We start from the raw sequence: 24,714 nt of genomic DNA, 5'->3' as shown, positions 1-24,714 counted from the left end.
CGCCATGAAAAATATCTCCGTCGCCGACCTCAGCATCGGCAATGACCGCCCGCTGACCCTCATTGCTGGCCCCTGCCAGCTGGAAAGCCTGGATCATGCGCGCATGATCGCGGGTCGGATGAAAGAGGGCTGCGCAAAATATGGCGCGCAATATGTGTTCAAGGCCTCCTACGACAAGGCCAACCGCACCTCGCTGTCCGGCAAACGTGGGCTGGGCGTGGATGAGGGGCTGAAGGTTCTGCAAACCATCGCCAAGGAATTTGACGTGCCTGTGCTGACCGATGTCCACACGGAGGCGCAATGTGCAGTGGCGGCCGAGGCCGTGGATATCCTGCAGATCCCGGCCTTCCTGTGCCGCCAGACCGATATGCTGCTGGCCGCAGGCAAGACCGGCAAAGCCGTGAACATCAAGAAGGGTCAGTTTCTGGCCCCTTGGGACATGGCCAATGTCGTCGCCAAGGTGGAAAGCACCGGCAATAAGAACATCCTGCTGACCGAGCGCGGCACCTCATTTGGCTACAATACACTGGTCGCCGACATGCGGTCGCTGCCGCAGATGGCGCAGGGCGGCTACCCGGTGGTGATGGACGCCACCCATTCTGTGCAGCAGCCCGGTGGCAAGGGTGGCTCCACTGGTGGACAGCGCGAATTTGCGCCGCTGATGGCGCGTGCGGCAGTGTCGCTGGGCATCGCATCGGTGTTTATTGAAACCCATGAGGACCCGGACAACGCGCCCTCTGACGGGCCAAACATGATTTATCTGGACCAGATGCCCAAGCTGATCGAAAGCCTGATGCGCTTTGATGCGCTGGCCAAGGCCGACCCTATCCGCATCTGATCGACAAGAGAGCGTAATCCCATGACCAAACCCATCCCCGAGGTGCGCCCGAACACCTGGAGTTTCCTGCGCGATCCGATGATCACGCCCACCGGTTTTCGCGAATATGACGCGCGCTGGAAATACCCTGAGGAAATCAATCTGCCCGGCATGACGGCGCTGGGGCTGGGGCTTGGCACGCAAATGCACAAGCGCGGCATCCCGCCGGTGATTGCGGTGGCCAATGACTACCGCGACTATTCGGTTTCTATCAAACACGCGCTGATCATCGGCCTGATGCAGGCCTAGCATCGAGGTGCGCGACATTGGCCCGGCCCTGTCGCCGATGGCTTATTTCGCGCAGTTCCATCTGGATGTGCCTGCGGTGGCCATGGTCACAGCCTCGCATAACCCCAATGGTTGGACCGGGGTCAAGATGGGCTTTGAACGCCCGCTGACCCATGGTCCGGACGAAATGGGTGAACTGCGTGACATCGTTCTGAACGGCGAAGGTATTGCCCGCCCGGGCGGTTCCTATCAGTTTGTGGATGGTGTGAAAGAGGCCTATCTCGACGATCTGGTCGGCGATTTCAAAATGTCCCGCCTGCTGAAGGTGGTCTGCGCCACCGGCAACGGCACCGCCTCCGCCTTTGCACCGGAGCTGTTTGAACGGATGGGGGTCGAGGTGGTCGATAGCCACAATGCGCTGGACTATACCTTCCCGCACTACAACCCGAACCCCGAAGCCATGGAAATGCTTCACGATATGTCCGACAGCGTGAAAGCCTCCGGCGCCGATATGGCGCTGGGGTTTGATGGCGACGGCGATCGTTGCGGCGTGGTGGATGATGAGGGCGAAGAGATCTTTGCCGACAAGGTCGGTGTCATCATGGCCCGCGATCTGTCCAAACTGCACCCGAATGCGACCTTTGTGGCGGATGTGAAATCCACCGGGCTGTTTGCCTCCGATCCCGAGCTGAAGGCCAATGGCGTGACGGCGGACTACTGGAAAACCGGTCACAGCCACATGAAACGGCGGGTGAAAGAAATCGGCGCGCTGGCAGGGTTTGAGAAATCCGGCCACTATTTCCTCGCCGAACCTGTGGGCCGGGGCTACGACTGCGGCATGCGCGTGGCGGTAGAAATCTGCAAACTGATGGACCGCAACCCGGACAAGAGCATGTCCGACCTGAGGAAGGCGCTGCCCAAGACCTGGGCGACGCCCACCATGTCGCCCTATTGTGCCGATACCGAGAAGTACACCGTACTGGAGCGTCTGGTCGAGAAGCTGGTTGCCAAGGCCGAGGCTGGCGATACCCTGGCAGGCCGCCCCATCAAGGAGGTCGTCACCGTGAACGGTGCGCGTGTGATCCTTGATAACGGGTCTTGGGGGCTGGTGCGGGCCTCGTCCAATACGCCCAACCTCGTGGTGGTCTGCGAGAGCAGCGAGAGCGAAGCGGAACTGCGCGAAATCTTTGCCGAGATTGACGCGGTGATCCGCACCGAACCGCTGGTCGGTGACTATGATCAGACCTTCTGATCATCCTCAAAGTTGATGTGAAAACGCCCGCCATTGGCGGGCGTTTTCTGTTGTAGGGCACGTGATCTCGCCGCAGCATCAATCGCCACCGAGAAGCCGCAGCAACTGGTCCTTTGCCTCTTTCTCGATCCGGTCGCGGATGGCCTCATTGATATCCTGCTCTGGCGCGATCTCTGTATCCAACTCTTCGCTCAGCTTCTCGCGCAGGCGATCCTTGGCCTGTTGTTCGACCGCGTCGATTTCCGGCTCCAGCGCCCGTTTCAGGTCGGGGCGGATTTTCGGATCACTCCAGGGGCCAGTGATGGCCACAGGGATCGACAGGCGGGTGCTGCCATCGCCGCGCTGGATGCTGGGGGTAAAGAGATAGTCCAGATCCTGCGCCCCAAGCCCGATGCGGCCCTCCCCCTCGGCGCGCAGCCCGCGCAGGGTCAGCAGCAGATCCCGGTTAAGGAGATTGCCACCTTCCATCGTGTAGCTGGCGGTCAGCTGATCAAACACGGTGCTGCCGCCATTGCCACTGCCGCTGCGCATCAGCTGTTCCAGATCAAAGCCGGTAAAGAACCCTTTGCCGACCTCCAGCCAGCCCTTGCCGCTGAGCGAAGACATGATCTCCGCCACTGAATTGCCGACACCCAGATATTCCAGTTCACCCAGCGCCTCACCGTTGAGGCGATCATATCCCATGGTTTGCCCCAGCGCCTGTTCCAGCCGGATGTCCTGAAAATTCAGCTTGCCACCGACCGACAGACCATTGCGATTGTTGACCACCAATTGTCCCTGCACCTGACCGTCAAAAACACTGGCAGGTTGGAATTTCAGAACCGCACGAGAGTTGTCCAGCGCAAGGTCCAGCTTGCTTGGCCCCAGTTTGACGAAGCCGGTGTCGACCCCCTGAACATCCAGTGCAATCGCCGCATTCAGCGCCGCCAGCCAGCCGAAATCCATGCGCTCGCGCGACCAGCCGTCGCTGACCGGATCGGTACCCTTGCCAGCCGCAGCCGCCGCAGGCAGGTCCGCATCGCCCGCAGGCAGCAACGCCGAGAAATCCAGCTGGTCACCGCTCAGACGCGCGGTCACCTTGGGCACATCGCCGAGCACCACATCCGCTGCGCCGCGCAACCGATTGGCATCTGCCTCCAGTGTCAGATCACGCAGCGCCAGACGCCCATCGGTGGTATAGGTGAGATCCGACCCGATGAGCCAGGTCTTCACCGCGGGTGTCTCAACGCCCTCGGCGCCGCCCAAGACCGCAAGGCTGCGCGCCAGATCAAAGCTTTTGCCAGTCAGGCGACCCGTCGCGGCGCCAGTGATAGTGGCCCGCCCGTCAAACCGCAGTTCGGTCTCATCAGCGGTCACACTGGCCCCGACCGAGGCAACCTGCCCTGCCAGAAATGCCTCAAACGTGCCGATCTCCGCCGCGATCTGCACCGGCGCGCCAGCCGGACGCAGCGTGATATCGGCCAGCACAGTCCCGTTAGGCTCAGGCCACTGCAGCGCCAGATCAACCTGGGTCAGCTCAATCGGGGTTTCGCCATGGGGGGCGTAGCGCAGGCTGGCGCCAGTGAGGTTCAGCGCCTCAATACTGACCGGCAGGCTTTCCATGCGGCCCTCTGCGGCTGGCGCGGCCCCAGTCTGGCCGTCTTCAATGGGATCCAGCACCCAGTTGCCGGTGCCATCCGCGCGGGTGCTGAGATTGAGTTGTGGTAACACCGCCGAGAGTTCGGTCACCCGAACCTTACCCCCGATCAGATCCGCTGCGGCAATACCGATGGTCAGCCGCTCTGCCGTCAGCATCGGCTCAGGACCAGCCCAATCGGCATTGGACAGCGTCACCCGGTCTGCCTTCACCCCCAACGTCGGCCAGAGCGTGTAGCCAACACGCCCACCAAAGGTCACCGTGCGCCCGGTTTGCTTCTCGATCTGGCTCGCGGCCAGCTGGGCCAATTTCTCGCCCGGCAGCACCAGCAGCGCGCCCAACAGCAGCACCACGGCCACCACCAGCGCTATTACAACCCGGATTATCAGCTTCATCACCGCACCTCTTGCCTTGGCCCCTGTTCCCGCAGGGTTTTGCGCAGCTTACCGCGTGGGCGGGCGGGTGCAATGCGCGAAGCCCTCGCCCGGTATCAAAGCATTGCGTGTTTGCGACTGTTGGTCCGCGCAGCCGGTGCCGCTGACCGTTCCTCTCAGAGAGATCATGCGCCATTCCTAGGGCTATCCATGGTCGGTGGTCTTATTCGGCCTCCGAGGGCAGCGTCGTACCTAGATGAGGTGCAAAGCGCCTTCCCAGGGAGAAAGTCAGGTGCTGCTCGGCCTATCGTCCGGGTACGCGGGAAATGCAGCCACTGACGAACGAGGGAGGCACAGGGGGCGTACAGCGGGTGCACAGCCAACCCCTCCGTTTTCCTTGCCTCCTGCCCCAGTCCTGATATATGCCCGGCCATGACACAGACACCCGGTTCCGCCAATCCGCCCAGCCTTCGCCCCGATCTTGCGCCCAAGCCCCGGCTTGGCGAGGCGCCCCGTGAGGGGCAGCCGACCCTTGGCATGGTGTCCCTGGGCTGCCCCAAGGCGCTGGTTGACAGTGAGCGGATCCTGACGCGGCTGCGGGCTGAGGGCTACGGCGTGTCGCCGGATTACTCAGGGGCGGATGCGGTGATCGTGAACACCTGCGGCTTTCTCGACAGTGCCAAGGCCGAAAGCCTTGAGGCCATCGGTGAGGCGCTGAAGGAAAACGGCAAGGTGATTGTCACCGGCTGTCTGGGCGCAGAGCCGGATTACATCCGCGCGCATCATCCGCGCATTCTGGCGGTGACCGGCCCGCATCAATATGAGCAGGTGCTGGATGCGGTCCATGCCGCTGTGCCGCCCTCACCCAACCCTTACGTGGATCTGCTGCCCGCAGCGGGTGTGAAGCTGACGCCGCGCCACTTCAGCTATCTGAAGATTTCAGAGGGCTGCAATCACAAGTGCAAATTCTGCATCATCCCCGACATGCGCGGCAAACTGGCGTCCCGCCCAGCCCATGCGGTCCTGCGCGAGGCGGAAAAACTGGTTGATGCTGGTGTGCGCGAGTTGTTGGTGATCTCGCAGGATACCTCCGCCTATGGGCTGGATCGCAAATATGATGTGAACCCGTGGAAAGACGGCGAGCTGCGCAGCCATATTCAAGATCTGAGCCGGGAGCTGGGCAAACTGGCCCCCGCGGATGAGCTGTGGGTGCGGCTGCACTATGTCTACCCCTACCCGCATGTGCGAGAGCTGATCCCGCTGATGGCGGATCCGGACAACGCGCTGCTGCCCTATCTGGATATCCCGTTCCAGCACGCCCACCCGGATGTTCTGCGCCGCATGGCGCGCCCGGCGGCTGCGGCCAAAACGCTGGATGAGATCAAGGCCTGGCGCGCAACCTGCCCGGATATCACCCTGCGCTCCACTTTCATCGTTGGCTACCCCGGCGAGACGGAGGCGGAGTTCCAGCATCTCCTCGACTGGATGGATGAGGCACAGCTGGATCGTGTGGGCTGTTTCAAATACGAAAACGTCGATGGCGCGCGGTCAAACGACCTGCCGGACCACGTTCCGGAAGAGGTAAAGCAGGAGCGCTGGGACCGGTTCATGGAGAAGGCGCAGGCGATTTCCGAGGCAAAGCTGGCGGCCAAGGTCGGCCAGACGATGCAGGTGATCGTGGATGACATCGACGAGGACGGCATCGCCACCTGCCGCACCAAGGCCGACGCGCCGGAGATCGACGGCAACCTGTTTATTGACGAGGGCACCGAAGGGTTGCAGGTCGGCGAGTTGGTCACCGTTGAAGTTGATGAGGCGGGGGAGTATGATTTGTGGGGCGTCAGGGCTGGCTAGGCCGCTGAAGCCTCGATACTCACTGCGCCCGCAACGCCACCACTTCCGCTTCGTCTTCAATCGATTGAACACTGGCGTCTGTCTGAGACTCTCGAATTCTTGGTGCAGGTTTTCGCCATGACGTTAGATCTTGGCCAACCTCGCGGTAGAAGTCCGGGACAATCGTCTCAAGCTCAGCGATGAAGTTTGTTTGCTGGGTGAACTTTCCGCCCAAACGCTTTGCGACATAGATATGAAAACTAACGACTTGAAGTCCGTTTTTATCCTTTTCGCAAAGATCCGGATCCGTCACCAACTCCACCAAGGGGAAATGGGTATCTTCACTGCGCCCGGGCCAAGTCATACGAACAAACAGATCACTGCTAGCTTCGCTCTTCAATTGACGGAGCAGCCAATTCAATCGCGCTTTTGATGATTTCTTGTCCTCAGGTGCCCGGAGTGTCATTCCAGCTTCGATCGTTCGACGATTGAGATCCGCGACAACCTCCAAAGGGGCAGCAGCATTGGGTATATCAAAGCTGACCTGCAGCTGATGAGCTTCTCTTAGCTGGTTCAATTCATCTTTGTGACGATCTGCAGGATTCTTTGCGTGCTTCCTGTTCAAGCGCTCTCTGACACTTGCTTCCGTCTGCCTGCTTAAAATCAAAGAGAGGTCGCTTGGTTTCCTGATGCCAAGCGTCCAATACACAAATAGCCTCTGGTGATTTCGCAAGTATCTTACCACCAGCAGAGACAAGTTTGTTTAGCTCACTCCATTCTGGCGGCATGCGATCGAACCCACGAATGCCTGCACTTTCATGAGTCAAAAAGCGTCTCAGTTCATTCAGCAACACACGTTGATCATCGTCGGCCACACCATCGTTGCTGATCAACAAATCCACGGCCGTTAGGACAAACATCCATGACCAGTGGAAAACAGGAATCTTTGACCGGCTTTTACGGACATCTTCCAGTGGATGGCTCGCGGGCAAAGTCGCAAACTGGTTGGAAATCGTAATGACGCAGTCAATCCCGTTGTCCTTTGACAAGCTGCGGTATTTTTCAATTTGCTCTGCGGTCAGAGGGTTATTGCCAATCTTTGCCTCCACCATGGCCCGCCATTCTCGAGAACCGTTTTTAACGATGATCAACCCGTCAGGACGATCTTTGCACGCCTCTTTTTGACCATCAAAAACCACTTCAGTGAACGTCTCTACCGTGGTGCGTTTGCCAGTCCGTTGCCCCAACGACGCCAGTAACTCTGATGCCAGTTCCTCAACTTTGGAAAGGCACGCCAAGAGAATTGAAGTTGTTCGCCCCTCTTTAGAGTTATTGGACAAAACCGGGAAAAGACGCGCAGGCTCTCCTTGTTTCAGATATTCTGGTCTCTCCATGATGCGTCAAAGCCCCTCTTGCCAATACGATAAAAACTCATAGGTCATACAATCATACGCTGATTTTGCACAACTTATGAGGCATTGCAAAGGTTGTGATAGAAAGTGTCACCATCCTAGACGTCTCAGCACAGGCAGCACCCGCCTGACTGCAGCGCGCGCCCCGCCGGTCCAGCACGGAGTGAGAGAGTATGGCCTGGTCCACGCCAAGCGCAGGTGTGACCATCTGCCTCTCGCCATGCGCCCGGTCGACGTTACATTTCTTAGGTAATGATTCAACTAGGAGGCATCCAACCATGCCGACCCCTCAGGACGACACCACCGAGATCCTCTACAACGGAGATTGCCCGGTGTGCAGTATCGAGATCCGCCATTACGCCAATCTGGCGGAGCGGCGGGAGCTGCCGCTGCGTTTTGATGACCTCAACTCAAAAGATCTGGCGCGCTGGGGTGTTGATGCGGATCAGGCCGCACGGCGGCTGCATGTACGCCATCAGGGCAAGGTGCTGAGTGGCATCCCGGCGTTTCTGGTGCTTTGGGCGCGGATGCCGGGGTATCGCTGGGTGGCGCGTGTGGTTGGGCTGCCGGGGCTGCGCCAGCTGGCCTCCGCCCTCTATGATTATGTACTGGCGCCGGTGCTCTATCGCTGGCATCGGCTGCGTCAGCAGCGCAGCAGCCACGCTTAGTCCCGCAGCCGGAGCAGCGCATCGCCATTGCGGCAGCCCTGCAGTGGTGCCTTGGGGGCGGTGTCTGCGGCGCGGTCGATCTGATCCAGAAACGCCTCGCAACGGGCGACCTCGTGACAGCCACGGCAGCGGGTCACCATATTGGCCCAATCTGTCTGTGTGATCTGCCCCGCCGCAAAACTGGCAGTTAGATCAACGCCGCAGGCCTGCCCCATCCGTTTGATCAGACGTAGGTGATGCAGCGGGTGGCCCAAGGGGTGCATGTCAGGATCTCCTGTGAGGATCGGATAAGAGGGGCGGAATATCGGGCTGGCGGCCCGATTGAGGGGCCTCGCCCGATGCACGCCTGTGATCAGCCTTTAGACCTCATCCTCATTCAGATAGGCCAAGAGGTCGCGGTTGCGGCAGAAGTCGGGCGCCTCGGCCCCCGGGCGCAGCCCCTTGTCGAGCCATTTGTGGCAGGCGCCGACGCCGCCGCAGCGGGTGCAGCGCAGCACCGCCTCGCTGATCTCATCAAATCTCAGCCGCCCGGAGATCGCTTCCTCCTGAAGATCAAGGCCCACGGTCTCTGCCATGCGGTCAAACAGGGCGGCGTGGGTTTTCAGATCTCGCCTGCTGGTCTCATTGGTTTGGCTGGTCATCGCGCTGTCCCCGGAAATCATTCATCCTGCGGGCAACTTAACCTCAGTCAGAGCGGGGCGACTTGATGCAGGTCAAACAGCCGATAAACAGAAACGCCGGGCGCCCAAAACACCTGACACACAAAACACTGGGCCAAACAGCCCGGCATATGGGATCTCGGTTCAGCTGGCGGTCACCTGATCGAAATAGGCGCGCACCGCATCCTGAACCCGACGAAACCGGTCGCCGCCCAGCTTCTTGCCGCCATACCAGCGGGTGACGATGATGACATGGTCACGCAGCCCCTCCCGCTCCATCATGCGCAGGATCACCATACCGGCGCCGCTCTCGCCATCATCGGCCTTGAGACCACCGCTGGGCAGTTGCGCCGCCCAGGTGTTGTGGGTCGCCTTGGCATAGCTGCGGTCGGATTTCAGCTCTACCAGCACCGCGTCGATCTGCGCCCGGCTGGTGACCTGCGCGCCGCTGACCGCGTATTTTGATCCGCGGTCGCTCAGCACCACGCCGAGCTGCCTCAGGGAGGCGACGGACTGCGCCAGATCGGTCAATTCAGGTTGTATTTCTGGATCGTCTGATTGACCACGCGCACCCGGTCCGGGTTGGCGGGGTGGCTGCCGAGGAAACGATCACCGGGATCGGGCAGACGGTAGAAGAATTTCACCCCGACGCTGGGACGATACCCGGCCTTGTGGGTGATGATGGTGCCCAGCTCATCCGCCTCCAGTTCAAAATTCTTGGAATAGGTTCGCGCGCCCACAGCGGCGCCAAGATCCTGCGCGCGGGCCACATCAGCGGCACTGGCACCGGAAACGCTCGCAAGCCCGGCCAGCAGGATCGAGCCTGCAACCGCGCTTTGGCGTTTGCGTGCCAGATGACCACGGATATGGTGTGCGGCCTCGTGCGACATCACAAAGGCCAGTTCGTCGCGATTGGCAATCTGCCCCAGCATCCGCTGGGTGAAGGTGATCACAGGGCGCCCCGACCGGTCCTGGCTCTGATAGGCATTTGGCGGTGCCTTGGGGTTGGGATCAATCCGGATCAGAAAGTCGCAGTTGAGGCCTTGCGTCCGGGCACGGCATTCACGTTCTGAAACCGGCTCCACCACGCGGGTGACCGCCGCAAAGGCGCTGCGCCCTTCAGCCGGGGACATGCCCTGCGCCGGTGGGCCGGAGGGCCGCGCGGCGGGCGCGGTCCCGGTGTCGACCACGGTATCGCAGGCTGCCAGCCCCATGGTGAGCGCACATCCCATCATCAGCAAGACTCGACGCATGACATCTCCTTTGCTTTGCCAGTGCCCATTGCGTTGCCAGTACCACCTTATCGCGACAGCGGACATAGGATCAATCGCACGAAGCCCCGGCGGCTGCAATGTGCCGCAAGAATACGTGATGCGACAAAGCCTTGTCAGCGGGGGCGGCCCGATGGCAAGCTGGTCATATGTTTACCATTGAGCATGAATTCGACGCCACAGTCGTGACCCTCGTCGATGACGAGACCGCCCAGCTGATGGAGGATGTTTCCATCAATATTTTCACCGAATGTGTCACGGTCGAGCAGTTGGACCCGCGCACCGACCGGGTGCAGAAAATCACCCTCTCTCACAGTCAGGTCCGGGATCTGGCTGCGGCGCTGGACCTGCCCGAAGGGGTCTACCGATTTACCCGCGAGGATGAGGAGGAGAGCTAGCGCTCTGCAGAAGTGCTCCGTCAGCCTGCGTTGAGGTCGTGATACCTTATGAGGGACGCCGCCGTCAGGGACGGTAGGCAAACACCTTGTCGCGAGAGGTCGCGCCACGCAGCAGTTCCAGGTCCGAGGGCGCAATCCGCATGGCGCGCGCCAGAAGCGCCTGAACCGCAGCGGTCGCCTTGCCGTTTTCCGGCGCCGCCGTCACCGTGATCTTGAGTGATGCCCCCTGCCCGCTTTCAGCCTGCGCAGCTGGAAGCACCGCATTGCGCGCGGCCTTCGGAGTGACGCGTACGGCAATCTCGCCGCCAGCGACGGCCAGATGACTCAGATCGGGGAGGTCTCTCTGCTTTGGCTTGCCCATATTCGCAGTGATGACGCGAATTGGTGGCGGATTCCATAGACTTTGCACGGGCGTCCGGGATATTTCCTGCCACAGACCCCGCATTCGGACCGCAGATGCCGCCAGCCCTCATGCCCGCGCCTCTCAGGCAAATTCCGCTGCCCCCCCGGATCGCCCCTTGAAAACCCGCGCCGCCCTGCCGACATGGGCGGTAGATGTAAAAAGGTTTCACATATGCCCCCTCGCAATGATGCTGCCCTGACGTTTCTTCTGTCGCGCCGCTCCCGCCCGGCCAAAACACTGGTCGCCCCGGCGCCAGACCGCGCCGCGCTGATGCCGCTGCTGCGCGCCGCCGCGCGCACTCCGGATCATGGCAAGCTGGAGCCCTGGCGTTTTGTCGTGATCGAGAAACCTGCAATGGCCCGGCTGGCAGATCTGACCAGCAAGGCCGGTGCGCGACTTGGCAAATCGGCGGAGGACATCGCAAAAGCCCGCAGCCAGTTTGAGCTGGGCCATTTGGCAGTCGCTGTGGTCGAGGTGCAGAAAGCCAGCCCTAAGATCCCCGCCATCGAACAGACCTACTCTGCCGGAGCTGTTTGTCTGGCGCTGCTGAATGCTGCCCTGGCAGCCGGTTGGGGCGCGAACTGGCTGTCAGGCTGGGCCAGCCATGACCCAGACTTCTGCGCCGAGGCCTTTGGCCTGCATCCGCATGAGCGGATCGCCGAGCCTGATCCATATTGCGACAGAGGCCTCGGCCCCGCCGGAACGGCCCCGCCCGGATCTGGACGCGCTGACAACCTGGATGGATCAATGATACTGACCGATTTCACCAAAGCGCTGAGCCAGCTCGGCGATCCCCGTTTTCGCAAGGTCCTGTTTCTGGGCGTCGGTCTGACCGTGGCGCTGCTGGTAGTGACCTATGCTGCGTTTCTGGCGCTGATCCAATGGCTGGTCGGTCCCGATGCCACCCTGCCATTGATTGGCCCAGTCACCTGGATCGACGACCTGCTGTCGATCACCTCTCTGGTGCTGATGCTGCTCCTGTCGGTGTTCCTGATGGTGCCTGTGGCCTCGGCCATCACCTCGATGTTTCTGGATGAGGTCGCGCAGGCGGTGGAGGATCGCCACTATCCGGGCCTGCCCCCCGCAATCAAGACGCCGTTCTGGGACGGGGTGCGCGACACCATAAATTTCCTCGGCTTTCTGGTGGTGGCCAACGTGCTGGCGCTGGTGCTGTATTTCATGTTTGCCCCCTTTGCGCTGTTTATCTTCTGGGGGCTGAACGGGTTTTTGCTGGGACGTGAATATTTCACGCTGGCGGCGGCCCGCCGCCTGGGTCTGCCAGAGGCAAAGCGGTTGCGGCGCAAACATCTGGGCACCGTGTGGATGGCAGGCGTGTTGATGGCAATGCCGCTGTCGATCCCGCTGGTGAACCTGCTAATACCGATCATCGGAGCGGCGACATTCACTCATCTGTTCCACCGATTGGCCCAGCAGGAGGTGGCTGCGCGCTGATCCCTGTCACCGACTATCGCAACAGTCATAGATGAATACAGGCGGGCCCATGCCCGCCTGTTTCGCTATTGTCATTGTCTAAGGCGCGCGCCTATTGCGGATCAGGCAGCCGGTCAAACCAGTCGAAGTCATTCACCGTGATCCAACCACTGAGGATGATCGTCGCGATGATCGCCCAGAGAACGGCCGCGGCGATCGTGGTGATCACTGCCTTCTGCTTCAGATAATGATGCTCCGGCGCCCCGGCATGCGTGCCCGGCACAATCTCGCCACGGTCGCCCTGCGTCTCAATGCGGATCGGGATCACGATCAGAAAGGTCATGAACCAGATCACCGCATAAAGAACCAAACCGGATGTCACACCCATGAAAACTGTCCTTCTGATACCCCCGCCCCACTGCGAGGGGTTAAGGGGCAGATAGCGTCAAACCTGTTCCAATTCCACCAGGCAGCCGTTGAAATCCTTCGGATGCAGGAAAAGAACCGGTTTGCCATGGGCGCCAATCTTGGGCTCCCCGGAGCCAAGCACCCGCGCGCCTTCCGCCTTCAGCCGGTCACGCGCGGCAAGGATGTCGTCCACCTCATAGCAGATGTGATGAATGCCGCCCGCCGGGTTCTTCTCCAGAAACCCCGCGATGGGCGAGGCCTCGCCCAGCGGGTAGAGCAGCTCAATCTTGGTGTTGGGCAGTTCGATGAACACCACGGTGACACCGTGATCCGGCTCATCCTGCGGCGCGCCCACCTTGGCGCCCAAGGTGTTGCGGTACTGCGCCGAAGCGGCGTCGAGGTCGGGCACGGCGATTGCGACGTGGTTGAGGCGGCCAATCATTTTGCGGTCTCCTGAGTGATCTGTCTGCCCAGACTTATCAAAGAGCTGCTGCCTGTGGGCAAGTGCGCCAATCCGCGCGGCAGAAAATTCACTGCAATAACGCCCCGTTGCATCGATTTACCCCAGTGGATTCGATTCAACCTAAAGGCGCGCCTGCAATGTTAACCAGCTGTTAGCCCCGTTTCCCTAGCGTTGTGTCGTATCCAGTCAGGAGCCTTAGCCATGGACGATTCGGAACTGTTTGCTGCTGCCCACCGCCTGCCCACGACGAAACGACCGTTGCTGGGGCTGACAATTCTTGTGGTGGAAGACAGCCGATACGCCTGCGAGGCGATGCGCCTGCTGTGCCTGCGCAGTGGCGCCCGGATCCGGCGCGCTGACTGTCTGAAATCTGCCCATCGGCACCTGAAGGTTTATCGTCCCTCCGTGGTAATTGCCGATCTTGGCCTGCCGGATGGCTCCGGTGCCGATCTGATACGCGCCATGGCGGAGGCCAGCCCGCGGGTTGGCGTGATCCTTGGCATGTCCGGTGATGAGGCAGGAGAGGCGATGGCGATGGCGTCCGGGGCCGATGGGTTTCTGGCCAAGCCGATCACCTCGCTTGCGGCCTTTCAATCCGCGATCCTGTCGCGCCTGCCCGCCGAGCGCCAGCTGTCTGGCCCAAATGAGCTGACCGATGAGGTGATTGAGCCTGATCTGCTAGCCTTTCAGGATGATATGTCCCACGCCGCTGAGGTGCTGAACGAAGCTGAGGAGGGACAGACACTGGACTATGTGGCGCAGTTCCTTGGAGGGGTCGCCCGCAGCGTTGGAGATTCTCATCTTGCCTAGGCGCGGCTGCGGAACTGGCAGATGCCCGCAATACCGGGCGCCCTGTCGCCGCTGTTGCCGCCCGTGTTGCCGGGCTGGTACAGGAACGCCTGAAGCAGAAGGTCGCCATCTGAGATGATCGAAATCATCCTCATTGCATCCGCCACACTGGGCATCGTTTTATATCTGCAGGCGCGGTTCTCCGCCCGAGAAATCCGCCGCAACCGTAATCGCAGCCTGGGATCTCTGGTCATCCTCGAACGCAGCGACCGCTGATCCGTCTGCGCTGACACAGCGTCTCCGCGCCCGAAGTCATTACAGCGTGGCCTGTTAGTGATTTCCCTGGCAAACGCCTCATATCCGAGACGGTACAATACCGTGCAACAGCTCGAACTTGCCTGATCTCAGTCGGCGGTTCTGCGAGATCTCCCTAGCGCCGCACCAAACCCGGATCCGATCCCATCTCGACGCCGGGGAAAATCACATCCGAAATCGCCTGATAATCGGTGCCGATCATGCCCCGGATGATCCAGCCCATCTGCGCGCGGACATCCCCGGTGGGCATCAGATCGCGGCGATCAAACAGCGCGGCCTCGGTCAAACCGGGCCAGTGCCCGTGGACCCGACCGCCCCTGATCGCGCCCCCCGCCAGTACCATGGCACCACCCGTCCCGTGATCTGTTCCGCCGGTGCCATTCTCGCGCACGGTGCGCCCAAACTCTGTCATCGCCACCACCGCCGTCTTGTCCCAGATGGCTAGGCCCCAGATCGCCATGCAGTGTCAGAATCGTCTCGGACAGACGGCGCAGCGCCCGCGTCAGCGCGCCTTTCTGGCGATTATGCGTGTCCCATCCGTTGATCGAAAAGGCGGCAATCCGGCTCTCCCCACGCAGCTGCTGCGCCGCGTAGCTGGCGATCCGCTGGTGGGGCGGTGCACGACGCGGACCCTGCCCTGTGGTTCCGGCGCGCCCAGTGGCTGCGTCCGCCTTTGCGCTGTCAGCCAGATCCAGCGCTTCGGCCAACGCAGCGTGAAACAGCGGATCCCCTTCCATCATCAGCCCCGCCAGACGTTCCGCCTGCGGACTGAGCGCGATCTCGGCATCCGGCGACCAATCGGAGACCGGCGCCGCCCCCTGCAACAGTTTCATCTCCCCCTGTCCGATGGCAAAGGCGGTGCGCGCCTCCACCCCCGGGGTCACCTGCAGCAGCCGATTGAGCCAGCCGTCGCGGCGTTGATGCAGCCCCGGCGTACCCGCCTCCAACAGATCCTGACCATCAAAATGGCTGCGCTTGTTGCGATACGGGGTGGAGACCGCCTGCACAAACCCCAGCTGTTCGGCCCGCCACAGCGGCATCAACGGCGCCAGCGCCGGATGCAGCGCAAAGAAACCATCAAGGTCCGCCGCCCCATTCTGCGGCCCGCCCAGCAGGGTTTGCCGCAGCCCGGCATAGGTCGGATCGCCATAGGGCTGTACCACATCAATGGCATCCATGCCGCCGCGCAGAATGATCACCACCAGCCTTGTGTCCCAGGGGGCAGCGGCAAAGCTGACCGGTGTCAGCAACGGACTGGCCGCCAGCGAACAGCCGATCAGGCCCGAGCGCGCCAGAAAGCTGCGTCGGGACAGGCTGGCAGGCGGGCTAGCAGAGGGGGTCGGCGGTATATTTGTCATCGGGCTTTCCCTTTCACCGGCGCTGGAAGGCGGGCGCGGCCAGGATCAGCCCCACCGCCTCCCGCTCGGTCTCGGCTGCGGAGGCAACAAAGCGCAGCTGCGCGGTGGCGCGATTGCCAAGCGCATCTTGCAGGGCCTCCAACGGCGCAGGCAGCGTTTCCATCAGCTGCACCGGCACCGACATGCACCAGCGCAACCGCTCCGCCAATCCCTGCGGTGTGATCCAGTCGCCATCCGCCTCGGACCAGCCATCAGGACCGTTGGAAAATTCCCAACGTTGGCCCATGCGCTGCATCGGTCGCAGAAAGAACCGGTTCACCTGAGGGCGGCTGAGTTTGGTCAGGGCCTCAGGTGGCATCGCCAGCGCCCGACAGGCGGAGGCGAGATAGGCAAAAGGCGGTTTCACGTTGCCCAGATCCGTCTCCCATGCAGCAGGGTGCTCCAGCAGCGCCGCATAGACCTGCATCAGATCGCCGGAGGTCGCCCGGTAGCGGTCTGCCAGATGCGCGACCAAGGCCGGGTCCGGCGCATCGCGGGTGAAATGCACCGCCAGCTTCCGCGCCAGATGATCTGCCGTCGCCGGATGCCGGGCCAGATCCCGCAACGCCTGTTTGATCGCCGCGAGCCCGGTGATCTCCGCATCATAGCGCTGCCCCAGCACAACCTCTGCACCGGGTTCTGCCCAACCCGGCGCGAATTTGAACCCGTCCTCAATGTTGTAGATCATCCCGGTGAACAGCTCTGCCAGCTGGCGCACATCCTGTTGCCCGTATGGCCCGCCAACCCCCAGTGTATGCAGCTCCAGCACTTCGCGCGCCAGGTTTTCATTGAGGCCAACCACGCGCCCCTGCCGCCGTGCCACGCGCCCCGCGCGGCGACTATTGGGACCGGTGGAGCGGTGCTGGTCCAGATAATGCAGCATCAGCGGACTGGTCACCGCCGCAATCAGCAGATCCTCAAACCGGGCCGCGATATTGGGGCGGATCGCACTCTCGACATAGGGCGTTGCGCCGTAGCGCAGGGCGGCAATCTTGCCCTGCGCGGTAAAGTGATCGGCCCAGAACAGCGTGAGGCGTTCGCGAAACCCGCTTGATGTTGTGATACACCGCAGGAGCCGCTGGGTGAACCATGCCGCCTGATGATCCCGCATCCGGGCACGTTGGCGCTTCAGATCCTTGTCCCGCACATCGAACAGCGGGCTGCCGATGGCGGCCTTGCGGGCACGGCGGGCGGCGGAATAGGCACGCGCATCGGCTAAGGCACCATCGAACCCCGGTATCGGCCAGTCCTGAGCAGCGCGATCCGGGGCGCGCAGGGCTGTGAGCATTTCGTCTGGCCCCTTCGGTGGCACGTGGCGTGGCGACAGACCGCAGCCAAAGCGGATCTCTGCCAGTTCAGGATCAAAGCGCATCGTGTTCGGGCCTTTCTCAACTGATATCGCCTTCAGACGGTCGTGCAATGCTGCAATGGCCCACAGGTCAATTTCTGGGCGACGTGCGGCGCCCTGCAAACCTATGCACTGCAGGCGCGTTTTTCCACCTTCTCCGCTGAGGAGGCCGCTGCCCCCTTCCAAAAGCAAACAGGCCCGGACAATTGCCCGGGCCTGTTCGTATCATATTTTGATCGGATTACTGATCCTGGGGGATCACCCGCAGGCCCAGCTCCATCAATTGTTCGCTCATCGGCTCGGAGGGCGCCGCCATCATCAGATCTTCGGCACGCTGGTTCATCGGGAACATGATGACCTCGCGGATGTTGGCCTCATCAGCCAAGAGCATCACCATACGGTCGATGCCTAGGCCGCGCAGCCCCCGTGCGGCGGGGCGCCGTACTGGAACGCGTTGACCATGCCGCCGAAACGCTTCTCAACTTCTTCTTTGCCGTAGTCGGCAATTTCAAACGCCTTGAACATGATCTCCGGCTTGTGGTTCCGGATCGCGCCCGAGACCAGTTCGTAGCCGTTGCAGGCCAGATCGTACTGATAGCCTTTGACCGCCAGCGGATCGTCCAGCAGCGCGTCCATGCCACCCTGAGGCATGGAGAACGGGTTGTGCTCAAAATCGATCTTGCCGGTTTCTTCATCCTTCTCGTAGATCGGGAAATCCACGATCCAGCAGAAGGCAAAGCGGTCTTTGTCGGTCAGACCCAGCTCCTCGCCGATCACGGTGCGGGCGCGGCCTGCAACGCTTTCGAAGGTCTTTGGCTTACCACCGAGGAAGAAGGCCGCATCGCCAACACCCAGACCCAGCTGCTGGCGAATGGCTTCGGTCCGCTCGGGGCCGATGTTCTTGGCCAGCGGGCTAGGCGGCTTCCATTCCTTCGCCCTGATCACGCCAGAAGATATAACCCATGCCCGGCAGGCCTTCGCTCTGGGCAAACTTGTTCATCCGGTCGCAGAATTTGCGGGAGCCACCCGTGGGGGCCGGGATGGCACGGATTTCGGTGCCTTCGTTTTCCAGAAGGTTCGCGAAAATCGCAAAACCAGATCCGCGGAAATGCTCGGAGCAGTCCTGCATCTTGATCGGGTTGCGCAGGTCCGGCTTGTCGGTGCCGTACCATTTGGCGGCATCCTTGTAGGAGATCTGCGGCCACTCGCTGTCGACCTTACGGCCCTTCCCGAACTCCTCGAACACGCCCTGCATCACCGGCTGGATGGTGTCGAACACATCCTGCTGGGTGACAAAGGACATCTCCAGATCGAGCTGGTAGAAATCGGTCGGCGAACGGTCAGCGCGCGGGTCTTCATCGCGGAAACAGGGCGCGATCTGGAAGTATTTGTCAAAACCCGACACCATCATCAGCTGCTTGAACTGCTGCGGCGCCTGCGGCAGCGCATAGAATTTGCCCGGGTGCAGGCGCGACGGCACCAGGAAGTCACGCGCGCCTTCGGGGCTGGAGGCGGTGATGATCGGCGTCTGATACTCGTTGAAGCCCTTGTCCCACATGCGGCGACGGATCGACTGGATCATGTTGGAGCGCAGCAGCATGTTCTTCTGCATCTTCTCACGACGCAGGTCGAGATAGCGATAGCGCAGGCGGGTTTCTTCCGGGTATTCCTGTTCGCCAAACACCATCAGCGGCAGTTCTTCGGATTTGCCGAGCACTTCGATGTCGCGGATGAAGACTTCGATCTCACCGGTAGGGATCTTGTCGTTCACCAGACTCTCGTCGCGTGCCTTCACGTTGCCATCGATGCGGATACACCATTCAGAGCGGACCTTCTCGATGTCGGCAAAGACCGGGCTGTCCGGGTCGGCCATAACCTGCGTGACGCCGTAGTGGTCGCGCAGGTCAATGAACAGGAGGCCGCCGTGATCACGCACGCGATGGACCCAGCCCGACAGGCGGACGGTCTCACCGACGTTGGATTTGTTGAGTTCGGCGCAGGTATGGCTGCGATAGTCGTGCATGGGGTGACCTTTCGTTATACCGGTCACATGACCGGGCGGGCCGTCAATCGGGAGATACGCCAGAACGGCGCGGAATTCGTCCGGGGTGGTACACTAGGTTGCGGCGGCGTTGTCAAGCAAACTGGGTGATTTCCACGTGGTCTGACGCCTGAAACCCCCAGTTCCCTGCTATACCAGCCGTGCCGGGATCAGCCCCCGCAGAGAGTTGCCCATATGGATGGCTTTTGCCTGCTTCAGATCCTGAAGCCGCAGCACAGCCTCCTCGCACCTCCCCTGCTCCAGCAGCACCTGCCGTAGGACACCCGGCAGCAGGCCGCAAGACAGCGGCGGAGTAACCATCTGCCCATCCGGGCGAGTGACAAAGAGATTGGTGATCGTGCCCTCGCAAAGCTCACCGCGCGCGTTCAGAAACAGCAGCTCATCCACCCCCTCCGGCAGCGCGGCACGCGCGGCGTCATAGAGCGCGCGGCGGGTGGTTTTGTGCTGCAGCCAGATATCCCTCGCGTCCAGCTGAGTCTCCGCGATGCCCAGACGCCATTGCGCCGGTGTCTGGCCAAGCGGCGCCGTAACCAGCGCCAGTTGCCCATCCACGCCCAGCGTGAGCCGACAGCGCAGCGGTGCTGTGCCGGTCACCTCAGCCAATACGCGCGCCGCCTCCTCAGGATCAAAGGCAAGGTCAAAGGCCGCCGCGCTGCGCGCCAGTCGGGCCAGATGCTGCGACAGATGCCGGAACCCCTGCCCCGGAAGCCAGCCCAGCGTCTCGATCAGGCGGAAAGCGGGATCGTTCTGGATGGCGTCACGCGGGCGAACCGGGCTTTCCATAGCGCTTCCTCATATTCGGATTCTGCGGTGCTGTCCCAGACCACGCCGCCGCCCACGTTGAGCGTCGCGCGGCCCTCTTCCAGCATCAGCGTGCGGATGGCCACGTTGAATTCTGACGACCCATCCGGTGCCGCCCAACCGATTGTGCCGCAGTAGATATCGCGCGCCCAGGGTTCCAGATCGGCCAGTATCTCCATCGACCGAATTTTCGGTGCGCCGGTAATGGACCCGCAGGGAAACAGCGCCGCGAAGATCTCTGCCAACCCGGCGTCGGGGCGCAATTTGGCGCGCACCATGGAAACCATCTGATGCACCGTCGCATAGCTCTCGACGGCAAACAATTCGGGCACATGAACCGAACCGGTCTCAGCCACGCGAGAAATGTCGTTGCGCAAGAGGTCAACAATCATCAGATTTTCAGCGCGGTTTTTCTCGTCCTGACGCAGGAAGTCGCGGCGGCGGGCATCCTCCACCGGATCAACGCTGCGCGGCTGGGTGCCCTTCATCGGGCGAGTCTCAATCACGCCCTCCGCATCGGTGCGGAAAAACAGCTCCGGCGAGCGGGACAACAGATCCGGCAGGTCGTCCTGTTCGATCAGGGCGCCGTAGCCGACAGCCTGTCTGGCTTTCAACGCTGCATAAAGATCCTCGGCAGGACCATAGGCATCCGCATCAATCGGAAAGGTCAGGTTGGCCTGATAGATATCGCCCTTGCCGATATTGCGGTTCACCTCGGCGAAGGCCTGGGCATAGCGGTCATAGGTCCATCGGGGGGTGATGCCCTCCAAACCCGCATCGCCAGCGGGTAGGCCCGGCAATGCCCGATCCGTTTCACCAGAGGGTTCATCATAGACCCCGAAGCAGATCAGCGGCAGCCGCCGCGCCTTTGGCATCCGGCTCGCCAGTTTCGGCTCAAGCGCATAGCCCAGCTCATACGACGCGTAGCCCGCCAGCCAGTGCCCGGCATCGCGCGCCGTATCCAGCGCCGCCAAGGCCGCGGGCACGTCGTCCGGCCCGTCCGCGCGAATGATGCGCAGCGGGGTGTCAAAACATGTGGCGGCCCCCTTTGGCCCCTGATCAAAGCGAATCCGCACGTCTGCCTGCTCCGTCTATCTTGCCTCTCCACATATATCCGTTCGCTATGCGAACAAAAGGCATGGATGCGGCATTTCCAATTCGGTTTCCGATCCCCCTTGAACCTTTCGGCGCGGTCCCTATAACGCAGGACAATTTGGGCGCACGGGGGTGCCCATGACTCGCGCAAATCAGAGGGATTCAGGCCATGCCGAAAAGAACCGATATCCAATCGATCATGATCATTGGTGCGGGGCCGATCATCATTGGCCAAGCCTGTGAGTTTGACTACTCAGGCGCGCAGGCCTGCAAGGCACTTCGCGAAGAGGGCTACCGGGTCATTCTGGTGAATTCGAACCCGGCGACGATCATGACTGATCCGGGTCTGGCGGATGCCACCTACATCGAGCCGATTACGCCCGAAGTGGTTGCCAAAATCATTGAAAAAGAACGCCCCGACGCACTGCTGCCGACGATGGGTGGGCAGACCGGTCTGAACACCGCGCTGGCGCTGGAAGAGATGGGCGTGCTGGCGAAATTCGACGTTGAGATGATCGGCGCCAAGCGCGAAGCCATTGAAATGGCAGAAGACCGCAAGCTGTTCCGCGAGGCGATGGATCGGCTTGGGCTGGAAAACCCCCGCGCCACAATCATCACTGCGCCGAAGAAAGACAACGGCAGTGCCGATCTGGACGCCGGTGTTCAGATGGCTCTGGATGAGCTGGAAGACATCGGCCTGCCCGCAATCATCCGCCCGGCCTTCACCCTTGGCGGGACCGGCGGTGGGGTCGCTTATAATCGCGAAGATTACATCCATTTCTGCCGCTCCGGCATGGACGCCTCACCGGTCAATCAGATCCTTGTTGATGAGAGCCTGCTGGGTTGGAAAGAATACGAAATGGAGGTGGTGCGCGACACCGCCGACAACGCGATTATCGTCTGCTCGATCGAGAATATCGACCCGATGGGCGTCCACACAGGTGATTCGATCACCGTGGCCCCGGCGCTGACGCTGACCGACAAAGAATACCAGATGATGCGCTCAGCCTCGATTGCGGTGCTGCGCGAGATTGGCGTGGAAACCGGCGGTTCCAACGTGCAGTGGGCGGTGAACCCTGCTGATGGCCGCATGGTGGTGATCGAGATGAACCCGCGCGTGTCGCGCTCCTCGGCACTGGCCTCCAAGGCGACCGGCTTCCCGATTGCCAAGATCGCCGCCAAGCTGGCGGTTGGCTTCACGCTGGATGAGCTGGACAATGACATCACCGGCGTGACCCCGGCATCGTTTGAGCCGACCATCGACTATGTCGTCACCAAGATCCCGCGCTTTGCGTTTGAGAAATTTGCAGGCTCAGAGCCCTATCTGACCACCGCAATGAAATCCGTAGGCGAGACCATGGCCATTGGCCGTACCATCCATGAGAGCCTGCAAAAGGCGCTGGCCTCGATGGAAACAGGGCTTACAGGTTTTGATGAGGTGGCCATCCCCGGCGCCGAGGATGAGACCGACGGCAAGGCTGCGGTGATCAAAGCGATCAGCCAGCAGACCCCGGACCGGATGCGCACCATCGCCCAGGCGATGCGCCACGGCTTGTCTGATGATGACATCCACGCAGTCACCAAATTCGACCCCTGGTTCCTGGCCCGTATCCGCGAAATCGTTGACGCCGAAGCCAAGATCCGCGCCGAAGGTCTGCCACAGGACGAACACGGTCTGCGCGCAATCAAGATGCTGGGCTTCACCGACGCGCGTCTGGCCAAGCTGACCGACCAGAGTGAGAGTGACGTGCGCCGCGCCCGCCGCAACGCTGGCGTCACCGCAGTATTCAAGCGGATCGACACCTGTGCCGCCGAATTCGAGGCGCAAACCCCCTACATGTATTCCACCTATGAGGCTCCGGCCTTTGGCGATGTGGAATGCGAGGCGCGCCCCTCGGAGAAGAAAAAAGTCGTCATCCTCGGCGGTGGCCCCAACCGGATCGGTCAGGGGATTGAGTTTGACTATTGCTGCTGCCACGCCTGTTTTGCGCTGACTGATGCAGGCTATGAGACCATCATGATCAACTGCAACCCGGAAACCGTGTCGACCGACTATGACACCTCCGACCGGCTGTATTTTGAACCGCTGACGTTCGAACATGTGATGGAAATCCTCACCAAGGAGCAGGAAAACGGCACCCTGCATGGCGTCATTGTGCAGTTCGGCGGCCAGACACCGCTTAAGCTGGCCAATGCGCTGGAAGAGGAAGGCATCCCGATCCTCGGCACCTCGCCCGACGCCATTGACCTGGCCGAAGACCGCGAGCGGTTCCAGGCGCTGGTCAACCAGCTGGGTCTGAAGCAGCCGCGTAACGGCATTGCCTCCACCGACGCACAGGCGATTGAGATCGCAGAAGAAATCGGCTTTCCGCTGGTGATCCGCCCGTCCTATGTTCTGGGGGGCCGCGCGATGGAGATCGTGCGCGATATGGACCAGTTGAAGCGCTACATCGCGGAGGCGGTTGTGGTCTCCGGGGACAGCCCGGTTCTGCTCGACAGCTATCTCTCCGGTGCGGTGGAACTGGACGTTGATGCAATCTGCGACGGCACGGATGTGCATGTGGCTGAGCATCATGCAGCATATCGAGGAAGCAGGCGTTCACTCCGGCGACAGTGCTTGCTCTCTGCCGCCCTACTCGCTGTCGAAAGAGGTGATTGCAGAGGTCAAGACCCAGACCAATGCGCTGGCCAAGGCGCTGAATGTGGTCGGCCTGATGAACATTCAGTTCGCGGTGAAACCCGATGCCGATGGCAATGAGGTGATCTACCTGATTGAGGTGAACCCGCGTGCCTCGCGCACCGTGCCGTTTGTGGCGAAATCCACCGATAGCGCCATCGCCTCCATCGCCGCCCGCGTGATGGCCGGTGAACCGCTGTCGAATTTCCCCAAGCGTGCGCCGTATGAGCCGGATGCTGCGGCTATGACGTCAACGTGCCGATGGCCGACCCAATGACGTTGGCGGATCCCGACATGCCCTGGTTCTCGGTGAAAGAAGCCGTGCTGCCCTTTGCCCGCTTCCCCGGCGTTGATACGCTGCTGGGGCCGGAGATGCGTTCCACCGGTGAGGTCATGGGCTGGGACCGCAGCTTTGCCCGCGCCTTCCTCAAGGCGCAGATGGGGGCCGGTATGGTGCTGCCCTCCGAAGGGCGCGCGTTCATTTCGATCAAGGATGCCGACAAGGGCACGTTGATGCTGGATGCGGCAAAAATTCTGGTGGAACAGGGCTTTACCCTGGTGGCAACACGCGGCACCCAAAGCTGGCTGGACGGCCATGGCGTGCCCTGCGAGCTGGTCAACAAGGTCTATGAGGGCCGCCCCCATGTGGTCGATATGCTGAAGGACGGCAACGTTCAGCTGCTAATGAACACCACAGAAGGCGCGCAGGCCGTGCAGGACAGCAAGGACATGCGGTCCGTCGCGCTCTATGACAAGATCCCCTATTTCACCACCGCCGCTGCAGCGCCAATGCCGCCGCCCGCGCGATCAAGGCGCAGGCTGAGGGCGATGTTGAGGTGAAGAGCCTGCAGGGCTGATCAGCCGACATTGGCAGAAAACGAACCATTCAAAAGGCCCCGACAACGTGTCGGGGCCTT

19 protein-coding genes and 6 pseudogenes are annotated in these 24,714 nt (G+C 61.4%); 10 read left to right on the top strand and 15 right to left on the bottom strand.

What is annotated here, in order from left to right; genetic code table 11:
* Positions 1-4 precede the first annotated feature (4 nt).
* A complete protein-coding gene (gene kdsA, locus L0Z65_RS02250) occupies positions 5-838 on the top strand; it encodes a 3-deoxy-8-phosphooctulonate synthase (RefSeq protein ID WP_405110386.1) in 834 nt (277 codons plus the stop codon).
* A 21-nt stretch (positions 839-859) separates the two neighbouring features.
* Positions 860-2,357, top strand: a pseudogene (locus L0Z65_RS02245) (phosphomannomutase/phosphoglucomutase).
* Positions 2,358-2,435: 78 nt separating this feature from the next.
* On the opposite strand, the gene L0Z65_RS02240 reads toward L0Z65_RS02245, so the two are convergent.
* The gene (locus L0Z65_RS02240; RefSeq protein ID WP_405110383.1) at positions 2,436-4,388 is read right to left on the bottom strand and encodes an AsmA family protein; all 1,953 of its coding nucleotides are present in this window, start codon (positions 4,386-4,388) and stop codon (positions 2,436-2,438) included.
* A 411-nt stretch (positions 4,389-4,799) separates the two neighbouring features.
* Between L0Z65_RS02240 and rimO the strand changes: the two genes are divergently transcribed.
* Complete coding sequence (gene rimO, locus L0Z65_RS02235) at positions 4,800-6,221, top strand: 30S ribosomal protein S12 methylthiotransferase RimO (protein WP_405110380.1); 1,422 nt, start codon at positions 4,800-4,802, stop codon at positions 6,219-6,221.
* 19 nt (positions 6,222-6,240) lie between these two features.
* Here the strand turns inward: rimO and L0Z65_RS02230 are convergent, their stop codons facing one another.
* Both L0Z65_RS02230 and L0Z65_RS02225 read right to left on the bottom strand, forming a co-directional pair.
* Positions 6,241-6,777, bottom strand: a complete 537-nt coding sequence (locus tag L0Z65_RS02230) for a hypothetical protein (RefSeq protein ID WP_405110377.1) — start codon at positions 6,775-6,777, stop codon at positions 6,241-6,243.
* A gap of 1 nt (position 6,778) precedes the next feature.
* Positions 6,779-7,594 (bottom strand): hypothetical protein, encoded by an 816-nt coding sequence (locus L0Z65_RS02225; protein ID WP_405110374.1) that lies wholly within the window; start codon positions 7,592-7,594, stop codon positions 6,779-6,781.
* A gap of 296 nt (positions 7,595-7,890) precedes the next feature.
* Here L0Z65_RS02225 and L0Z65_RS02220 point away from each other — a divergent pair, with 296 nt between their 5' ends.
* Positions 7,891-8,280 (top strand): thiol-disulfide oxidoreductase DCC family protein, encoded by a 390-nt coding sequence (locus tag L0Z65_RS02220; RefSeq protein WP_096871878.1) that lies wholly within the window; start codon positions 7,891-7,893, stop codon positions 8,278-8,280.
* On the opposite strand, the gene L0Z65_RS02215 is transcribed toward L0Z65_RS02220, so the two are convergent.
* From L0Z65_RS02215 to L0Z65_RS02200, 4 genes are all read right to left on the bottom strand, one after another.
* Entirely contained in the window at positions 8,277-8,543 is a 267-nt protein-coding gene (locus tag L0Z65_RS02215; RefSeq protein ID WP_405110371.1) for a DUF6455 family protein, read from the bottom strand. The two genes, L0Z65_RS02220 and L0Z65_RS02215, sit on opposite strands and share 4 nt — an antisense overlap.
* Before the next feature lie 96 nt (positions 8,544-8,639).
* On the bottom strand, positions 8,640-8,921 hold the full coding sequence (locus L0Z65_RS02210; RefSeq protein WP_052463921.1) for a DUF6455 family protein: 282 nt from the start codon (positions 8,919-8,921) through the stop codon (positions 8,640-8,642).
* Between the two features lie 162 nt (positions 8,922-9,083).
* A complete protein-coding gene (locus L0Z65_RS02205; RefSeq protein ID WP_102898181.1) occupies positions 9,084-9,422 on the bottom strand; it encodes a YigZ family protein in 339 nt (112 codons plus the stop codon).
* Between the two features lie 44 nt (positions 9,423-9,466).
* Positions 9,467-10,192, bottom strand: a complete 726-nt coding sequence (locus L0Z65_RS02200) for a M48 family metalloprotease (protein WP_096869186.1) — start codon at positions 10,190-10,192, stop codon at positions 9,467-9,469.
* Between the two features lie 167 nt (positions 10,193-10,359).
* Between L0Z65_RS02200 and L0Z65_RS02195 the strand changes: the two genes are divergently transcribed.
* The gene (locus L0Z65_RS02195) at positions 10,360-10,608 is read left to right on the top strand and encodes a hypothetical protein (RefSeq protein WP_040173979.1); all 249 of its coding nucleotides are present in this window, start codon (positions 10,360-10,362) and stop codon (positions 10,606-10,608) included.
* A 64-nt stretch (positions 10,609-10,672) separates the two neighbouring features.
* Here the strand turns inward: L0Z65_RS02195 and L0Z65_RS02190 are convergent, their stop codons facing one another.
* Positions 10,673-10,969, bottom strand: coding sequence for a DUF167 domain-containing protein (locus L0Z65_RS02190; protein WP_405110366.1), 297 nt, complete (start codon positions 10,967-10,969; stop codon positions 10,673-10,675).
* Between the two features lie 213 nt (positions 10,970-11,182).
* Here L0Z65_RS02190 and L0Z65_RS02185 point away from each other — a divergent pair.
* Positions 11,183-11,762, top strand: a pseudogene (locus L0Z65_RS02185) (nitroreductase family protein).
* Positions 11,759-12,463: an EI24 domain-containing protein gene (locus tag L0Z65_RS02180; RefSeq protein WP_405110363.1), complete on the top strand. Its 705-nt coding sequence runs from the start codon at positions 11,759-11,761 to the stop codon at positions 12,461-12,463. The pseudogene L0Z65_RS02185 and the gene L0Z65_RS02180 overlap by 4 nt, the downstream one beginning before the upstream one ends.
* A 91-nt stretch (positions 12,464-12,554) precedes the next feature.
* Here L0Z65_RS02180 and L0Z65_RS02175 read toward each other — a convergent pair whose 3' ends face one another.
* A complete protein-coding gene (locus L0Z65_RS02175) occupies positions 12,555-12,830 on the bottom strand; it encodes a DUF1467 family protein (protein WP_014875353.1) in 276 nt (91 codons plus the stop codon).
* Positions 12,831-12,887: 57 nt separating this feature from the next.
* Positions 12,888-13,292, bottom strand: coding sequence for a methylmalonyl-CoA epimerase (gene mce / locus L0Z65_RS02170; RefSeq protein ID WP_014875354.1), 405 nt, complete (start codon positions 13,290-13,292; stop codon positions 12,888-12,890).
* A 222-nt stretch (positions 13,293-13,514) separates the two neighbouring features.
* Between mce and L0Z65_RS02165 the strand changes: the two are divergent.
* Positions 13,515-14,236 (top strand): annotated as a pseudogene (locus L0Z65_RS02165) (response regulator).
* A 1-nt stretch (position 14,237) separates the two neighbouring features.
* The gene (locus L0Z65_RS02160; RefSeq protein ID WP_405110358.1) at positions 14,238-14,378 is read left to right on the top strand and encodes a hypothetical protein; all 141 of its coding nucleotides are present in this window, start codon (positions 14,238-14,240) and stop codon (positions 14,376-14,378) included.
* 154 nt (positions 14,379-14,532) lie between these two features.
* Here the strand turns inward: L0Z65_RS02160 and L0Z65_RS02155 are convergent.
* From L0Z65_RS02155 to L0Z65_RS02135, 5 genes and pseudogenes are all read right to left on the bottom strand, one after another.
* A pseudogene (locus L0Z65_RS02155) lies at positions 14,533-15,775 on the bottom strand (DUF1501 domain-containing protein).
* Positions 15,776-15,788: 13 nt separating this feature from the next.
* A complete protein-coding gene (locus tag L0Z65_RS02150) occupies positions 15,789-17,186 on the bottom strand; it encodes a DUF1800 domain-containing protein (protein ID WP_405110355.1) in 1,398 nt (465 codons plus the stop codon).
* Between the two features lie 217 nt (positions 17,187-17,403).
* Positions 17,404-19,185 (bottom strand): annotated as a pseudogene (gene aspS, locus L0Z65_RS02145) (aspartate--tRNA ligase).
* A gap of 168 nt (positions 19,186-19,353) precedes the next feature.
* A complete protein-coding gene (locus L0Z65_RS02140) occupies positions 19,354-20,007 on the bottom strand; it encodes an aminotransferase class IV family protein (protein WP_405110352.1) in 654 nt (217 codons plus the stop codon).
* Entirely contained in the window at positions 19,950-21,101 is a 1,152-nt protein-coding gene (locus L0Z65_RS02135) for an aminodeoxychorismate synthase component I (RefSeq protein ID WP_405110349.1), read from the bottom strand. Before L0Z65_RS02135 ends, L0Z65_RS02140 begins: the two co-directional genes overlap by 58 nt.
* Before the next feature lie 188 nt (positions 21,102-21,289).
* Between L0Z65_RS02135 and carB the strand changes: the two are divergent.
* A pseudogene (carB, locus tag L0Z65_RS02130) lies at positions 21,290-24,654 on the top strand (carbamoyl-phosphate synthase large subunit).
* Positions 24,655-24,714: the final 60 nt, after the last annotated feature.

The sequence above is a fragment of the Phaeobacter sp. BS52 genome, assembly GCF_045040595.1.
Classification (GTDB): Bacteria; Pseudomonadota; Alphaproteobacteria; order Rhodobacterales; family Rhodobacteraceae; genus Phaeobacter; species Phaeobacter piscinae.
Note: the sequence above shows the minus strand (reverse complement) of the source record. Positions and strands in the feature narration are given on the sequence as shown.